10 protein-coding genes and 1 pseudogene are annotated in these 17,552 nt (G+C 57.7%); 10 read left to right on the forward strand and 1 reads right to left on the reverse strand.

Features of this window, described 5'->3' with window-relative positions; all coding sequences use genetic code 11:
• A pseudogene (locus tag HX846_RS15445) lies at positions 1-624 on the reverse strand (sensor histidine kinase); the annotation flags it as partial.
• 206 nt (positions 625-830) lie between these two features.
• On the opposite strand from HX846_RS15445, the gene HX846_RS15450 reads away from it, so the two are divergent.
• The 10 genes from HX846_RS15450 to HX846_RS15495 all read left to right on the forward strand — a co-directional run.
• Positions 831-1,544: an SIMPL domain-containing protein gene (locus HX846_RS15450; RefSeq protein WP_178965660.1), complete on the forward strand. Its 714-nt coding sequence runs from the start codon at positions 831-833 to the stop codon at positions 1,542-1,544.
• 253 nt (positions 1,545-1,797) lie between these two features.
• A complete protein-coding gene (locus HX846_RS15455) occupies positions 1,798-5,175 on the forward strand; it encodes a dermonecrotic toxin domain-containing protein (RefSeq protein ID WP_178965661.1) in 3,378 nt (1,125 codons plus the stop codon).
• A gap of 57 nt (positions 5,176-5,232) precedes the next feature.
• The gene (locus HX846_RS15460; protein ID WP_158660305.1) at positions 5,233-5,601 is read left to right on the forward strand and encodes a hypothetical protein; all 369 of its coding nucleotides are present in this window, start codon (positions 5,233-5,235) and stop codon (positions 5,599-5,601) included.
• The gene (locus HX846_RS15465; RefSeq protein ID WP_218645432.1) at positions 5,598-7,970 is read left to right on the forward strand and encodes a hypothetical protein; all 2,373 of its coding nucleotides are present in this window, start codon (positions 5,598-5,600) and stop codon (positions 7,968-7,970) included. Before HX846_RS15460 ends, HX846_RS15465 begins: the two co-directional genes overlap by 4 nt.
• Positions 7,971-8,105: 135 nt before the next feature.
• A complete protein-coding gene (locus HX846_RS15470; protein WP_178965662.1) occupies positions 8,106-9,707 on the forward strand; it encodes an ABC transporter substrate-binding protein in 1,602 nt (533 codons plus the stop codon).
• Between the two features lie 258 nt (positions 9,708-9,965).
• Positions 9,966-11,594 carry an ABC transporter substrate-binding protein gene (locus tag HX846_RS15475; protein WP_003216000.1) on the forward strand — a complete coding sequence of 543 codons (1,629 nt, stop codon included), beginning with the start codon at positions 9,966-9,968 and terminating at the stop codon, positions 11,592-11,594.
• Positions 11,595-11,958: 364 nt separating this feature from the next.
• The gene (locus HX846_RS15480) at positions 11,959-13,503 is read left to right on the forward strand and encodes an ABC transporter substrate-binding protein (protein ID WP_371132335.1); all 1,545 of its coding nucleotides are present in this window, start codon (positions 11,959-11,961) and stop codon (positions 13,501-13,503) included.
• A 171-nt stretch (positions 13,504-13,674) separates the two neighbouring features.
• Positions 13,675-15,072, forward strand: coding sequence for an OprD family porin (locus HX846_RS15485; protein WP_003215995.1), 1,398 nt, complete (start codon positions 13,675-13,677; stop codon positions 15,070-15,072).
• 81 nt (positions 15,073-15,153) lie between these two features.
• A complete protein-coding gene (locus HX846_RS15490; RefSeq protein ID WP_003215993.1) occupies positions 15,154-16,752 on the forward strand; it encodes an ABC transporter substrate-binding protein in 1,599 nt (532 codons plus the stop codon).
• A 74-nt stretch (positions 16,753-16,826) separates the two neighbouring features.
• A partial coding sequence (locus tag HX846_RS15495; protein WP_178965663.1) for an ABC transporter permease subunit occupies positions 16,827-17,552 on the forward strand: 726 nt, incomplete at its 3' end.

Consider the following 17,552-nt stretch of genomic DNA (forward strand, 5'->3'; position numbering starts at 1 on the left):
GGCCTGGGTGGCAACGGCCAGCAGCTGCTGGTCACGCAGGCCTTCTTCACGGCGAATGGCGCGCAGTTCTTCCTGGCGGCGCAGCTCTTCCGCCATTCGTGCGGCAAAAAAGGTGATGACCGCCGCCGACAGGGCAAAGCTCAGCCACATGCCGTAGATCTGCAGGTTTTCCCGGGCGATGGGGAAGGTCTGCAACGGGTAGAACTGTGCCAGCAGCAGGGTGTACAGGGTCAGGGCAATACCCGACAGCACCACCGAATAACGCCACGGCAAGGTCACCGCCGCGATGGTCAGTGGCACCAGGTAATAGGACACGAACGGGTTGGTGGAGCCGCCGGAGAAGTACAGCAACACGCTGTGGATAAACAGGTCGCAGGCCAGTTGCAGGGCGTATTCCAGCTCGGTCACAGGCCACGTGGTGCGCAGCCGGATGACGGTAAATACACACAGCACCGTGGAGAAGCCGAGGGTCACGGCCAACTGCAACCAGGGCAGCGGCAGCAGTTTGAACCAATAGGCGAGCCCCACCGAACCGGCCTGTGCGGCCAGCACCAGGGTGCGGATGAACGTCAGGCGCCAAAGGTTCTGGCGGGTGGCGGAAGTCAGTTTTACGGCGGCGAGCATGAGCTCTCCCGATGAGCGCTGCAGGCGGATCGCACGGAGTATAAACGAAGCGACAGCGCTGGCACGGCGTGTGTGGCTCTTTGACGCAGGGGTCAGGATCATGACCGTTCGTCGGCATCCGCCAACTTGTAGCGAATGTGTAAACCCGAAGAACTGAAACCTTGCGTCTACAGTCTTACCGAACACGAACATCTCAAGGAGCTTACATGTCTCGTTTCATTCGCAGTGCAGCCACCCTCACCCTCGGCGCCGCTACCCTCGCCAGCCTGCCGGCCATGGCCGCTGACGAACTGCATTACAACCAGATTTCCCTGCGTGCCGAAGTCAGCCAGGAAGTGGCGCGCGACCAGATGATCGTCACCCTGTACACCGAGTCGCAGAACACCGACCCGGCCAAGCTTGCCGCCGAAATCACCACCACCATGAACAAGGCGCTGGCCCAGGCCCGCGAAGTCAAAGGCGTGACCCTGCGCCAGGGTAGCCGCAACAGCTACCCGATCTACGACAACAAGAACCAGAAAATCACCGGCTGGCGTGAACGCGCTGAGCTGCGCATGGAAAGTGCCGACTTCGCCGCCCTGTCCAAGCTCACCGGCGACATGCTGACCAACCTGAAAATGGACAGCATGGACTTCGCCATCGCCAACCCGACCCGCAAGGCCAGCGAAGATGCCCTGCTTAAAGAAGCGGTCACCGCATTCAAGGCCCGTGCCCAACTGGCCACCGATGCGCTGGGCGGCAAGGGCTACAAGATCGTCAACCTGAACTTCAACACCAACGGTTATCCACAGCCGTATGCACGTGGCGGGATGATGATGAAAGCCGCAGTGATGGATTCGGCACCGACGCCGGAAGTCGAAGCCGGCACCAGCCAGGTCAACATGACCGCAGATGGCGTGATCGAAGTCCAGATGCCTTGATCGAGCGGTACCCCAGTTGCAATGACGCTGCCCACGGGCAGCGTTTTTTTTTGCCGCGGCAAAGGCGCTTCGCCCACCGCGGCGAAACCTCAGGGCGTCGCCGCGTTGCAGGCAGATGACAACAAATCCTGAAACGCACTTCTGAATTCACTTCGGAATCGGTACTCCGGTTTTCGACACTCATGTATACCCCACACGTTGACAGGGATTGCTCTGCGGGTATGTGTCCAAACCACTATCGAGTACCGCATCCATGTCCATTCATTTGTCCCCTTCCCTGCTGAGCACAAATACCCTTTCCCAGCAGCCGGCAGCTTCAATGACGGCGCAGCCCAATCCACAACCCGGCGCTAACGACACCCCCACTTCTAGCCCCGCGCAACCGCGGCAAGTTGAAGCGCCGGCGCCGGGAGACCCGGCCCTGGTCGAGGCCTACAGCGGGGCGATACAGCGCAGGGTCGAAGGCCACCAGCCCGGCCTGGTCAACGTCCCTACCCAGACGGTGCTGGGCCAATGGCTTGAGCTGCATCGTTCGCAGTTGGAACACCCGATTATTCAGGGCTGGATGCGCGAGCAGAACATAGACCCGTCCACCCTGTCGGTCATACCCTCAACCGGCGCCATGTCCGCCAAGGTCAACGGCGTGATGAAAGACTTTACGCTGACCGACGGTTCAGGCTGGGCACAGGTTTGCGGGCCTCTTGTGGCGTCCGCCCAGGTTATCGCCCCCGGCCCCGGCCAGGCATTACGCATACGCTCAGGCGAGAATACGGTGGAGGTCAGTGCGAAAGTGGTCGCGAACTTCTATGGGATACCGCTCCCTACCAACCTCGCGGAAGGCAGAACGCAGCTAAGGCAACTGGAACGCAACCAATCATTCGGCACCATAGCCGCCGATGACCGCCTGCGGCCCGCCCATCTGCGCTCGGCCGAGGCGCTGGAAGCCCAGAAGGCCAATACCGAAGCATTCAATAGCGTTGCACCGCAGAAACTGGCCTATTCAAACCTGGCAAACGGCGTGGCGAACGACTTCCCCAGTGTGCACAACGAAGCCAAACAGTGGGCGAAGGAGCTGATCGAAAAAGCGACCGGGCAAACCAACGTCGACCCCGACAGCCTGTATCTGAATCGCTTCCGCCATGGCCAGAGCGCCTCGCCCGGTACCGCGACGGGCGCGATGCACATGAATGAGGAACCGTTCTATTCCAAACGCCTGCCGGACGCATTGCTGGATAACTTTTCCGAACATGACTGGAACCCCGGCCAAATTGACGCTGAAGCCGGCATCTATACGGCGGGCCCCGGAGAAAGTGCCAAGGGCGGCTATGGTGCCCACAACCAGTTCCCCCTTGCTCCTTCGACGCTGATGCACGAAAGCTGGAAAACCGACTTCCAGGGCCGCATGACCAGCAAAATAAATAACTTCTGGAACACCCACGGGGATGCCTATCGCACCACCCTCAAGGGACAATTCGTCCAACAGGCACGCCAGCAACTGAGCGCCTATGAGGCAAAGGCCCCCGCCGAAAAGAAACTGATGCCGGCCGAACACCAGTTCACCCGGGATGACTATCGCCTGGTCATGAAGGCAGCGTCCAACCTTCCCCAGGCCGAAAACGCGCCACTGACCGTCGACCAACTGAAGGCTGAAGCACCGGCCAAAGACCAGTTGCGCGCCTACCCTTTCGATATCAACGGTTGGGGTTCCAGCGACATCATCCGGTTCGCCGTCCTTGATGACGGCCAGGACAACTACCAGAACAATCGGCGCGACGGCCTGCAGATTCTCTACATTCCCGGTGCCACGCCAGCATTCCTGAGGTTCGCCTCCCTGGACAAAATGGATGAGTGGGTGGTCGAGCAGGCCAAGGACCCGAAAAAGCGCGAGGCCCTGGCGTCGCACTTCTCCAAGCTCGACCGCCAGGACGGCGGCCCACTGGGCAAATCCGGGGTCGACACCTCATTGGCGCATTTGGCCAACGGCGATTGGTCGAAGATGGAGGGCGAGACCATTGATCGCAACCCCGTGCACATCGAGGGTGACGTCTTCAGTCAGATGCGCGACCAGGCCAAGGCGCGGATGACCAGCGATGCGGACATCTCGATCAAATCCAACAGCGAAGTGACCCGGGATACCTGGCTGAATGACGTCTCCACTGCCCTGAAGATATTCGCCCCCATGGCGCCTGGCGGAGCGGCCGCTGCCGCCACCATCGGGGCCTTGGGCGTCACGGAACTGGCGCTAGGCGCGGAAAAAGCCGCATCGGGCGACACCCCGGCAGAACGCAGCGATGGCGCCTGGAAAACCTTCGATGGTGCGCTCAACACCTTGTTTTCGGTGGGTGCGGGCGGGAAGGTCGAAGATCCGTTTGCAGCACCCGGCGAAAACGTGACACGGCTGCCCGGCCAGGGCGGCACACCCAATAGCCTGGGTCGTGACTTGCCTGACCGACTACAGCCTTCCCAGGCGGGCAACATCAGTGGCCATGCCGTAGCGGACGGTGATCAACTGATTGCCAATAGCCCCCCCAACAGCAAGGGTATTTATCAGGTCAAGGACGGTAACGGGGTCGACCAGTGGCTAATCCGGCATACCGACGACACAGGCATCAGCAAGGTGTACGAGATCAAGTCGGACTTCAAACTCAGTGACAACTACGTACAGATCATTGACCCCCTCACCCGCAAGCCGGTGATGACGGTGAACCTTACCGACAGTGGTGAATGGATCCGGGCGAGTGGCCAGGGCGGATGGCCATGGAGCCGAAATTCGTCTTCGTCGTCCTCCATCGACCAACCTTCTCCTTCTCCTTCTTCGTCTTCGTCGTCCTCCTTCGACCACACGCCTCCTGCTTCACCCATTGCGAAAAAATTCGAGGTACCAGGCCTGGAAACCAGCGGAGCCGAAACGATTGATCAATATTTGATATTTGATAACAACGTCAAATATGACACCTCCTTTCAAAACACCCGGCAAGTGGACGGTGTGGTCACCGAAAAAAGATTCCAGGTAACCTGGTCACTGGAAGAGGATAACTTCAGCGTTCTGAACAGCGAAAAAGCCAGGCCCACGCCGCTGGGCGAAAGCGATTACTCCGATAGTTTTGTAAAAGACATACATCGCCTCGAATACTCGGTTACCAATAAACAAAGCCCTGAGCTCAACAGGGTACTCAGTGGTGATGCGGCAACCGAGGAGGGACTTAAAGCGCAAATGCTGCGGCAATTCGAGGAGATTGTTCCCGACCCGATGATGCGCGCACGCATTTCCGAAGTGGCGCACCAAGGCTCAATGGCACCCACTACCCTTTACATGAACAACCCGGAGTCCGGGTTACAAAAGGGGTATTTCCTCAGCGGAGGCACGACTCAGTTCACTATCGACTACGACCCAGGCAATGCCACCGCGAAGGTCACCGTTATTTCTAAAAACCCCATCTCGAACCCGGATAAGGATATCGCCGCCGTTCCCGGCGCAGAGATCACGACCCAGCGAACCTTTACCATAAGAGAGACCAATGAAATTGGGGAGGACAACAATCCCTACATTATCGACAAACATGCCCCGACCACCCTTCGATTTTCAGTTTTAGCCGATCTTCAAAACCCACAGGAACCGATTGCAGGTTAACAGGCACCGCACCTGACTCCCTGCCCTGCCTGATCCCCCTGAACGGCGGTAACTCCGGTGACCGCCGTTCTCGTTCGCGTAGCGTTCACCTGCCATTTCAAGGAGCAGGACTGCAATGCCGCTGCCTTCGGGCAGCATTTTTTTGCCTGGCACTTAATTCAAGAAGTTTCAGCGGTAATAACCGGTTACCAGCTTCAGAAAATGCTTAATCGCCGGGCGTCTGCTGGTCCGGACACATTGAAGTGCGTTGGTGATAAATCTTTTCAACTTATAACCCGTGCAATGGACAACTACATCCTCACCCTCAACGAACGGAACACGCCTGGACGCTGCACCACTCATGGCGTAGATCACCGTACTCCTCATCCACAGTTTATGGCGGCGCAGATGCGTGCAATCAACATCCAGCCAGGTAATCTGAAATGACAAGCTCAGTTCAACTTAACATTGTCCATTACCCAAAAACACCGCTACCCGGTACGACTCAAGAACAACGTACCGAGGCGCTGGAACGGATACCGCCAACGCCATTGAAGAGTACCGATATTTATGAAACGGACAACGTTGGCACTGCCGCCAGGAACGAGTCTGATATCTACAAGGCAACCATTTACGGACCCGACTTTGTTCACGCGCCAGGCGATGGGTATATCTACAATGAGCGAGAGGCTCATATCGATGCCTATGCCAATCGTGTAAAGACGCAGATCGAAAATATAGAAAGTGGCACTGAAGGCGAACGAAACGTCAAGTTCCAGAACGTGCGCCTGTTCATGGACCCCGCAGGATACTTCAGTGGGGGTTTATTGGCAGCCGGGTTCGACCCGCATGAAAAGTTCACGGTAACGTTCAATACCTATGTCGGTATGGGCACAGCACAAAATCTCTCTGATACCCAGACACACACTTATTTCGCATGGGAAATTGCAGCGGGTGCTCTAGCGCACGACAGACCCGCACGTGGTGGGGTTTTAAATTTTCCTGAAATGGAAATAGAAAAAAAAGACCGGACAAAAATCAATGATTTGGAAGCGTTCGGCCGACAACTTCAAGCTCGCTGGGAGAAAGACATAGCCGCGCCGATGCGCGAGGGCTCCGGAACAATAGCAGAGCGATCGGGAAAAGCAGACGCCTATGTAACACGGGGCACGTTGCTGAGCCTTCGTAGTGACACGGAAAATTTCGCAAGGTTAAGCCCTGCCGGCCAGGAAGCGGTGAATCGCACGCTGGACAAGAATGGGCAAGTGATTATCCCCAATATTTACGGCTACCCCATGAGCGGGTATGCCTTTATCCCCTACACGCCTTACGATGGCAATCCCGCCAATCGCCCCAATCAGGGAGTCATGATCGACTTGAAGAACGGCGCTGTCCGCGAGATAAAAGGCGATGAAGAATTTGCGAACTGGGCCAAAGACAATCGTGATGAATTGATGCGCCGTTTCAATACCGGTGATATGCAAGGGGGACACAATGCCCACTGGCCACCGGCCGGGGCGGTGCTCGACAGCCTCATCCAGGATAATCGGTCGCGATATCCGGGGTACGAACACTGGTACAAAGATAAATCCGTGCCGGTACGAGAGCTATTCAACTACACCGAATCGCGAAAAGCAGGTTATGGGCTGCAATTTGGCGATCTGAACAAAGGTATCGCCCCCCACTATCAGGAGCAGAACGCCAACAATGCGGTGTGGGCCGACCAGACGGATGTGTTTGGTGCCTCGCAGCAAGCCTGGAAGTCGGTGAAAGACACCTGGGGCAAAACCTTTGGTAATCTGCCCATTGTTGGCAATATAGGCAATATCGTGTTTGGCGTGCATGACAGCCTCTATGGCAAGACCGCAGGCGAGCGCACAGGGGGAACTGCTGCGGCCGTCATCTCAAGCCTGATGCTGGCACACGAAGTTGCACCCGGTTTGGTCGAGGCGAGCCTGGGTGAAACTCCGATTACGTTCAACTCCACCGTTACTGAAGACTACCGCTGGAACTATAATTCGCAGAAGAGCGAATTTGAGCTGACACGCGTTTCGAAAGTATCCGGCGATAGTCATCCGGACCCGTCTTTAAATGAAATTGAGTCGAGTGGACCAGAGGCCCCCCCGGCATCTATCAACGTAGACGGCGTCGAACTGCCGCCCCTGAAAACGGTTAAAAATCTGCCGGTCGGCGAAGCCCTTTTTTCTACTGCTGAAAAAACCAGTATTCTCAGTGGAGAAATAGATAGCCTGAACACTATCAACGATAAACTTTACACGTTCGTGGATGTGAACAAACAAGGTTCGGCCCAGCGATTGAACATACTGGTACACGGTAAAGTCGATGAGACTACCGGGGTCGCAAAAGTTTCTTATGATGGAAAGCTCAATAGTCCGGAAGAATTGCTGGATACGCTTCACAGCAAAGGGATCCATCCGGAAGAGTTCGACAACGTGCGCCTGCTGTCATGTGACTCCGCAACCGGTGGGGATGCTTCGTTTGCCGCTCAATTCCAAAAGTTGATTGGCCGCCCTGTCAAAGGTTATAGCGGTACCTTGACCGCCAACCTGTCCCCGGAACAAGTAAAAGCAGCCATTGATAAAGTAGAACACCTCTACCTGGAGAACTTATCCGCACAAAAAATCCCGATCACCGACAACGTCCGTACCGCAGTAAGAGCTCAGGCTGAACAGTATGTCAGCGAAGAAATGGCGCGAATCAAGAAATTCAAGCCGTCAAAGAACAACCCGTACTGGAATCCGTTCAAGTGGTGGGCGTTCACTTATAAACCCGAACACTTTCCGGCCAAATCGTAGCGACCTGGAATAGCCGAATCCCGGAGACACTGGGGCCTCGCATGCTTATCTCTACCTGAGTGACAAGAACGGCGGTAACCTCGGTGACTGCCGTTTTCGTTCGGGCACTATTTGCCTGCCACTTCAGGGGTCTCCATGGAAAGAATCACCTTAAAACCGCTGCTCCTTGCTGCCGGCCTGCTGGCATTCATGCCCATGGCCCAGGCAGCCAGCACCCTGGTCTACTGCTCCGAAGCCAGCCCTGCCGGCTTCGACCCCAGCCAGTACACCAGCGGCACCGATTTCGATGCCTCCGCCGAAACCGTGTTCAACCGCCTGACCCAGTTCAAGCGTGGCGGCACTGAAGTCGAACCCGGCCTGGCAACCAATTGGGACGTGTCCAAAGACGGCCTGATGTATACCTTCCACCTGCGCGATGGCGTCAAGTTCCACACCACCGACTATTTCACCCCGACCCGTGATTTCAACGCCGACGACGTGCTCTTCACCTTCCAGCGCCTGCTGGATCCCGAGACCCCGTTCCGCAAGGCCTATCCATCGGAGTCGCCCTACTTCACCGACATGGGCTTGAACACCACGATCAAGAGCGTCGAAAAACTCGACGAGCACACCGTGCGCTTCAACCTGAACAACGTTGACGCCTCCTTCGTGCAGAACCTGGCCATGAGCTTCGCCTCGGTGCAGTCCGCCGAATATGCCGCGCAGTTGCTCAAGGAAGGCAAGGCCGCGGACATCAATCAGAAACCGGTGGGCACCGGGCCATTTGTGTTCAAGCGTTACCAGAAGGATTCGCAGATTCGCTACAGCGCCAATAAACAGTATTGGAAGCCCGAAGATGTGAAGCTCGACAACCTGGTGTTCTCGATCACCCCGGACGCCGCCGTGCGCCTGCAAAAGCTCAAGGCCGGCGAGTGCCAGGTCAGCGGTTACCCGCGCCCTTCCGACATCGAAGTGATGAAGCAAGACCCCAACCTGCGGGTTCTTCAGCAAGCCGGCTTCAACCTGGGCTTTCTCGCCTACAACGTGACCCACCCGCCCCTGGACCAGCTCAAGGTGCGCCAGGCGCTGGACATGGCCATCGACAAGCCGGCAATTATCAAGGCGGTGTACCAGAGCGCCGGACAATTGGCGCAGAACGCCCTGCCTCCGGCCCAGTGGTCTTATGACCCGACAATCAAGGACGCGCCCTACGATCCGGCCAAGGCGCGGGCGCTACTAAAAGAAGCAGGGGTTGCACCAGGTACCACCCTCAACCTGTGGGCGATGACCGTACAACGCGCGTCGAATCCCAATGCCCGGATGTCGGCGCAGATGATCCAGCAGGATTGGGAAAAGATTGGCATCAAGGCCAATATCGTCAGCTATGAGTGGGGCGAGTACATCAAACGCGCCAAAGCCGGCGAGCACGACGTGATGATCTACGGCTGGACCGGCGACAACGGCGACCCGGATAACTGGCTGGGCGTGCTCTACAGTTGTGCCGCGGTGAAGGGCAGCAACTATGCAAAATGGTGTAACCCGGCCTACGACAAACTGGTACAGCAGGCCAAGGTCAGCAGCGACCGCGAGCGGCGCATCAAGTGGTATCAACAGGCACAAAAAATCCTTAAGGAACAAGTACCTATAACGCCTATCGCAAACTCGACGGTTTTCCAGCCCCTGCGAAAGGAAGTGCAGGACTTCAAGATCAGTCCTTTTGGACTCACTCCCTTCTACGGCGTCAGTCTGAATAAGTAACAGCCGCGCCCCAACCGAGTGCGCCAGACGCCTCGGTTGGGCATTCCTGGTGCAGCCCTCGCACCGAAAAAAACCCTCAAAAGTGCGTAAATGTGTCTGAACTTACACATATGCGACATTCGTGTACGTTCGTACCACTGTTTAGCCGTTGTAGGCTCTCAACATCTTGCATTGGGTATGGGCCCTGCATAAGTATCCGCAGGTCGACTCACGAGGTCGCCCTCACTACCAAAAATGACAACAAATCATGAGGCCAACATGCTTAAACACGCAGTCATTCCGTTATTAGTCAGCGCCGGTTTAATGGCTGCTGCACCTTTCGCCCAAGCGGCGAGCAACCTGGTGTTCTGCTCCGAAGGGAGCCCGGCCGGTTTTGATCCAGGCCAGTACACCACCGGAACAGACTTCGATGCTTCGGCCGAAACCATGTTCAACCGTCTGACCCAGTTCGAGCGCGGCGGCACCGCTGTTGTTCCTGGGCTCGCCACGACCTGGGACGTTTCCCCGGATGGCCTGACGTACACCTTCCACCTGCGTGAAGGCGTCAAGTTCCACACCACCCCGTACTTCAAGCCAACTCGTGAATTCACGGCTGACGACGTACTGTTCACCTTCAACCGGATGATCAATAAAGACGATCCGTTCCGTAAAGCCTACCCGACCGAGTTCCCGTACTTCACGGACATGGGTATGGACACCAACATCAAGAACATTGAGAAAGTCGATGACCACACCGTCAAGTTCACCCTTGGCACCGTGGACGCCGCCTTCATCCAGAACCTGGCAATGAGCTTCGCCTCCATCCAGTCGGCTGAATACGCCGCCCAGCTGTTGAAGGAAGGCAAGGCACAGGACATCAACCAGAAGCCAATCGGCACTGGCCCGTTCGTGTTCAAGAGCTACCAGAAAGACTCCAACATCCGTTACACCGGCAACAAGGATTACTGGAAACCTGAAGACGTGAAGATCGACAACCTGATCTTCGCCATCACTACCGACCCGTCGGTGCGTATCCAGAAGCTGAAGAAAAACGAATGCCAGGTGACCCTGTTCCCACGTCCGGCCGACCTCAAGGCGCTGGGTGAAGACAAGGACCTGAAACTGCCGCACCAAGCCGGTTTCAACCTGGGCTACATCGCCTACAACGTAATGCCGGTCCTCAAGGGCCAGACCGCGCCTAACCCGCTGTCCGACCTGCGCGTGCGTGAGGCCCTGGACATGTCGGTGAACAAGCAGCAGATCATCGACTCGGTGTACCAGGGCGCAGGCCAACTGGCTGTCAACGCCATGCCGCCAACCCAGTGGTCCTATGACACCACCATCAAGGATGCGCCGTTTGATGTGACCAAAGCCAAGGCTCTGCTCAAGGAAGCCGGCGTCAAGGAAGGCACCGAGATCACCCTGTGGGCGATGCCGGTCCAGCGTCCGTACAACCCGAACGCCAAGCTGATGGCCGAGATGCTGCAGAACGACTGGAAACAGATCGGCCTGAAAGTGAACATCGTCAGCTATGAGTGGGGCGAGTACATCAAGCGTTCCAAAGGCGGCGAGAACCAAGCCATGATCATTGGCTGGAGCGGCGACAATGGTGACCCGGACAACTGGCTGAACGTGCTGTTCGGCTGCGATTCCCTGGCCGGCAACAACTTCTCCAAGTGGTGCGACAAGAAATTCGACGGCATCGTGAAAGAAGCCAAGGCGACTTCCGACGTAGCCAAACGCACCGAGCTGTACAAGCAGGCGCAACATATCCTCAAAGATGCAGTCCCGATGACACCTATCGCGCACTCGACGGTGTATCAACCCATGCGCAACAACGTGCAGGACTTCAAGATCAGCCCATTTGGCTTGAACTCCTTCTACGGCGTGAGCGTAAGCGGCAAGTAAGGATCTCTGGCGGCGACGTTTCATAACGTCGCCGTTATTGCATCCGCCAAGACCGTAGGAAACAGACCACCTCCGCACACGCTGCCGTCCTACGGCAGCTAACTGCGAATCGCGGCTCCGTTACCTACAAGGTCTGTCAGATTCGTTGCATTTACTGCCTGGCTCCCGACCCATAACGTCGTGGTACGGCAGACGCATCGTCTCTGTAGGGCAACTGCCGTTGTGGGATCAGTGTTGTCGCAAGGTCGTGAATGACCTTGCGATTGCTCACTGACGAAAACAACAAACAAGGATCGGGATTGTTATGCGCCATACCACCGTTCTATCCGCGATATTTGGCACCAGCCTGCTGGCTGTGGCCTCGATGGGCCAGGCTGCCGAGAAAAAGAGCCTGGTGTTTTGCTCCGAAGGCAGCCCGGCGGGCTTCGACACCGCGCAATACACGACGGCCACCGATAACGACGCCGCCGAGCCTATCTACAACCGCTTGGCCGAGTTTGAAAAAGGCGCGACCAATGTCGTACCGGGCCTGGCAACCCGTTGGGATATTTCCGAAGACGGCCTGACCTATACCTTCCACCTGCGTGAAGGGGTGAAATTCCACGGCAACAAGGACTTCAAGCCGACGCGCGACTTCAACGCCGACGACGTGCTGTTCACCTTCAATCGCATGCTTGACCCCGAACACCCGTTCCGCAAGGCCTACCCCACCGAGTTTCCGTACTTCAACGGGATGAGCCTGAACAAGAATATCGCCAAGGTCGAGAAAACCGACCCGCACACCGTGGTGATGACCCTGAACACGGTCGACGCCGCGTTTATCCAGAACATCGCCATGAGCTTCGCCTCGATCCTGTCGGCTGAATACGCCGACCATTTGCTCAAGGTCGGCAAGCCCAGCGACATCAACCAGAAGCCGATCGGCACCGGGCCGTTCGTGTTCCAGCGCTACCAGAAAGACTCGCAGATTCGCTACACCGGCAACAAACAGTACTGGGACCCGAGCCGCGTGAAGCTCGACCAGCTGATTTTTGCGATCAACACCGACGCCTCGGTACGGGTGCAAAAGCTCAAGGCCGGCGAATGCCAGATCACCCTGCACCCGCGCCCGGCCGACGTCGAAGCCCTGAAGGCCGACCCGAAGCTGCAACTGCTGACCAAGCCAGGCTTTAACCTCGGCTACATCGCCTATAACGTGCGGCACAAGCCCTTCGACCAGCTCGAAGTGCGCCAGGCCCTGGACATGGCGGTGAACAAGCAGAGCATCCTCAACGCCGTGTACCAGGGCGCGGGGCAACTGGCGGTCAACGCCATGCCGCCGACCCAGTGGTCTTACGACGACACCATCAAGGACGCCGCCTACAACCCGGAAAAAGCCAAGGAACTGCTCAAGGCTGCCGGCGTGAAGGAAGGTACCGAGATCACCCTGTGGGCGATGCCGGTACAACGGCCGTACAACCCCAACGCCAAGCTGATGGCCGAAATGCTGCAAAGCGATTGGGCAAAGATTGGCCTCAAGGTCAAGATCGTCAGCTATGAATGGGGCGAGTACATCAAGCGCACCAAGAATGGCGAGCATGACATCAGCCTGATCGGCTGGACCGGCGACAACGGTGACCCGGACAACTGGCTGGGCACCCTCTACAGCTGCGACGCCATCGGCGGGAACAACTACTCCATGTGGTGTGACCCGGCGTACGACAAGCTGATCAAGCAAGCCAAGGTCGTCACCGACCGCGAACAAAGGACTGTTCTATACAAACAGGCGCAGCAACTGCTCAAGCAGCAGGTGCCGATCACGCCAGTCGCCCACTCGACGGTCAACCAGCCGTTAAGCGCCAAAGTCGAAGGTTTCAAAGTGAGCCCCTTCGGCCGCAACGTGTTCTCGGGCGTCAGCATCAACCCATAAAAAGATAACCGGATTGCGCAGGGCGAGCATTCGCCTTGCTGCAAACGTGCAGCCTTATTTCGGGTTTTACCCATGGGCAAACGTTTGCAAAGGCTTGAACGAGTTACACACCCAATAGCCGGTTCACCTAAAAAGACCGGCATTAAAAAGAGAACCAAAGGAGCTTCACCCATGAAACTGAGCAGCACCGCGCTACTGGCCCTGGCCATCAGCAGCATCACGGCTAACGCCTACGCTGATCCTGCAAGCCAGGACTTCGTTCCAACCACACTGGCCGGCACCAGCGCCCAAAGCGAGGCCAAAGGCTTTATCGATGGCGCAAGCCTGGGCGGTACAACCCGTAACTGGTTCTCCAACGAACAACGCTTCCGTGGCAGCAAGTTCACTTACCAGAAGCACGGCGAAGCCCGTACTGACAACTACCGTACCAACTGGGTGCAAGGCACCATCCTCAACGCTACCTCGGGTTTCACCCAAGGCACCGTTGGCGTGAGCACTGAAGTGGCGGTCTACAACGCTCTGGTCCTGGACCGCAGCAAGCGCGACATCAAGGGCGGCTCCAACCGTACCCTGGCCGACTCCGACGGCGACGCTGTAGACCAGTGGAGCAAACTGGGCCTGGCCAACGTCAAGTTCCGTGTCTCGAACACCACCTTGACCGCCGGTCGCCAGAACTTCAGCAGCGGCATCATCGACACCATCGGTAACCGTGCGCTGCCTTCGAGCTTCGAAGGTGTGAGCTTCAACAGCGAAGAGTTCAGCAACCTGTCCTTCCAGGGCGGCGTGTTCGACCGCGTTTCGCCACGGACCGAGCAGAGCCTGTCGAAATTCCGTACTGAATACGGCAATGGTCGCCAGGAAACCGACAAGGTCAACACCCTGGGCGTCAACTACCAGCCGTTCAAGAGCCTGAAGACCAGCCTGTTCGCCGCTAACGTGGAAGACTTCTGGAACCAGTACTACTTCGGTGCTACCCACGAGCTGGGTGACAGCCAGACCCTGTCCCTGACCACGGGCCTGAACTACTACAAGACCGTCGACGAAGGCAAAAAGTTGATGGGCAAGATCGACAACGATACCTACTCGCTGTCGTTCGGCCTGACCCACCAGGCTCACAGCCTGACCTTCTCCTACCAGGCCGTGAACGGCGACGAGTACTTCGACTACCTGCACGAAACCAACGGCATCTACCTGGCCAACTCCCTGACGTCCGACTTCAACGGTCCGAACGAGAAGTCCTTCCAGATCGCCTACGGCATCAACATGGCCGAATACGGCGTGCCGGGCCTGAAGTTCAACGTCTACTCGGCACGTGGCTGGGGTATCGACGGTACTCACTACACCGGCGACGGCGGCCGCGCTGGCTTTGCCTACAACGGCATTCAGGCCCAGGACGGCGAGAAGCACCAGGAATACGGTGTAGGCGCGGCTTACGCGATCCAGAGCGGCGCACTCAAGGCCACCACCATTCGTGGTACCTACGTGACTCACCGTGCCAGCGCCAACCAGGCTGACGGCAACCTGCGTGAGTTCCGCCTGGTGACCACCATCCCGTTCAACATTCTTTAATCAGCGCCAGGTCGGCGGCGGGCTCAGGACGAGCCCGCCGCCTACGCTTGTCTGGTCCAATCGATTGCAGAGGGCTCTTAGATGAAAATGCTCCCGTTACAAGCCGCCATTGCCGCTGCGCTGTTGAGCGTTGCTGTCGGCATCTCGGCCAAACCGTTGGTCGTCTGCACCGAAGCCAGCCCGGAAGGCTTCGATCCGGTCCTGTACACCACGGCTGTCACCGCCGACGCCGCGGCCGAAACCATCTTCAACCGCCTGGTGGACTTCAAGCCCGGCACCACCGAAGTGATCCCGGCACTGGCCAAAGACCTGCCCGAGATCAGCGCCGATGGCCTGACCTACACCTTTCACCTGCGTGACGACATCAAGTTCCACACCACCGACTACTTCAAACCCACGCGCAACATGAACGCCGACGACGTGCTTTGGAGCTTCCAGCGCCAGCTGGACCCGAATCACCCGTGGCACAAAAAGTCCAACGTGGGCTACCCATACTTTGAAAGCATGGGCTTCAAGGAGCTGCTCAAGAGCGTAGAGAAGACCGATGACCACACCGTGGTCTTCACCCTGACCCGCCCTGAAGCACCGTTCCTGGCCGACCTGGCCATGGCGTTTTCCTCGATTCACTCCGCCGAATACGCCGACCAGTTGCTCAAGTCCGGCAAGACCGATGACCTGAACGCCAAGCCCATCGGCACCGGCCCGTTCATCTTCACCCGCTACGCCAAAGACGCCCAAGTGCGCTTCAAGGCCAACCCGGACTACTTCCGTGGCAAGCCGCCGGCTGACCCGCTGATCCTGGCCATCACCACCGACAACAACGTGCGCCTGCAAAAGCTCAAGGCCAACGAATGCCAGATCGCGCTGTATCCGAAACCGGATGACGTGCCGAGCATGAAGGCCGACCCGAACCTGAAGGTGGCGGAACTGGCGGCGATGACCACCGCCTACACCGCCATGAACACCACCCACAAGTACATGAGCGACGCGCGGGTGCGTCACGCGATCAACATCGCGTTCGACAAGAAGGGCTACAACGAATCCCTGTACGGCAAAGGCAACGCGGTCGACGCCACCGGCCCGTACCCGCCAACCCTGCTGGGTTTCAGCGACAAGCTGAAAAACCCGCCCCGCGACCTCGACAAGGCCCGCGCCCTGCTCAAGGAAGCCGGCGTACCGGAAGGCACCGAGTTCACCCTGTTCACCCGCAACGGCGGCGGCCCGACCAACCCCAACCCAATGCTCGGCGCCCAGCGCATGCAGGCGGATCTGGCGCAGATCGGCCTGAAAGTGAACATCAAGGTCATGGAATGGGGCGAAATGCTCAAGCGCGCCAAGAATGGCGAACATGACATGGTCTCCGCCGGCTGGGCGGGGGATAACGGGGACCCGGATAACTTCCTCACCCCGAACTTGAGTTGCGATGCAGCGAAAAACGGCGAAAACTACGCCCGCTGGTGTAACAAGGAGTTTCAAGACTTGATCGACAAGGCGCGCGCCATCGCTGAACCCACCCAGCGCGCTGCACTCTATGAACAAGCAATGGACGTTTTCGACAAGGACCAACCATGGATTCCCATGGCTTACCCGAAAATGTTCACCGCCATGCGTAAAAACGTCGAGGGTTATACCCAAAGCCCTCTGACCACAAATAACTTCGCCACCACCCAGGTGAAGTAGATAAGAGACGCTCGGCACCGTCGACATTGACGGTGCCGAACCTGCCTAACCGGCTGATTGAGGTACACAACAAGATGTTTAGTTTTATTGCCCGCCGATTGGGGTTATTGATCCCCACGTTTTTCGGCATCACCTTGCTGACCTTCGCGTTGATTCGCATGATCCCTGGCGACCCCGTCGAAGTCATGATGGGCGAACGACGAGTCGACCCCGAGATGCACGCTCAGGCAATGGAACGCCTTGGTCTGAATAAACCGCTCTACGCGCAATACCTGGATTATGTCGGCAAGCTCGCCCACGGCGACCTCGGCGAATCCCTGCGCACCCGTACCAGCGTGTGGACTGAATTCACCGCCCTTTTCCCTGCGACCCTGGAACTGTCCATGGCCGCCCTGTTGTTCGCCGGCATCCTGGGGCTGTTAGCCGGGGTGATAGCGGCCTTGAAGCGAGGATCCCTGTTCGACCATGGGGTGATGGGCATCTCCCTGGCGGGATATTCGATGCCGATCTTCTGGTGGGGCCTGATCCTGATCATGTTCTTTTCCGTCAGCCTGGGCTGGACGCCAGTCTCCGGACGGATCGACCTGCTCTACGACATCGAGCCGCGCACCGGCTTCATGCTGATCGACACCCTGCTGGCCGACGAGCCAGACGCATTCTGGGACGCGTTGCACCACCTGATCCTGCCGGCCATCGTGCTCGGCACCATCCCGCTGGCTGTTATCGCGCGGATGACCCGTTCGTCGATGCTCGAAGTACTGCGCGAAGACTACATCCGCACCGCCAAGGCCAAGGGCCTG

The organism is Pseudomonas sp. K5002, assembly GCF_013386655.1.
In the GTDB taxonomy this organism is placed as follows: domain Bacteria; phylum Pseudomonadota; class Gammaproteobacteria; order Pseudomonadales; family Pseudomonadaceae; genus Aquipseudomonas.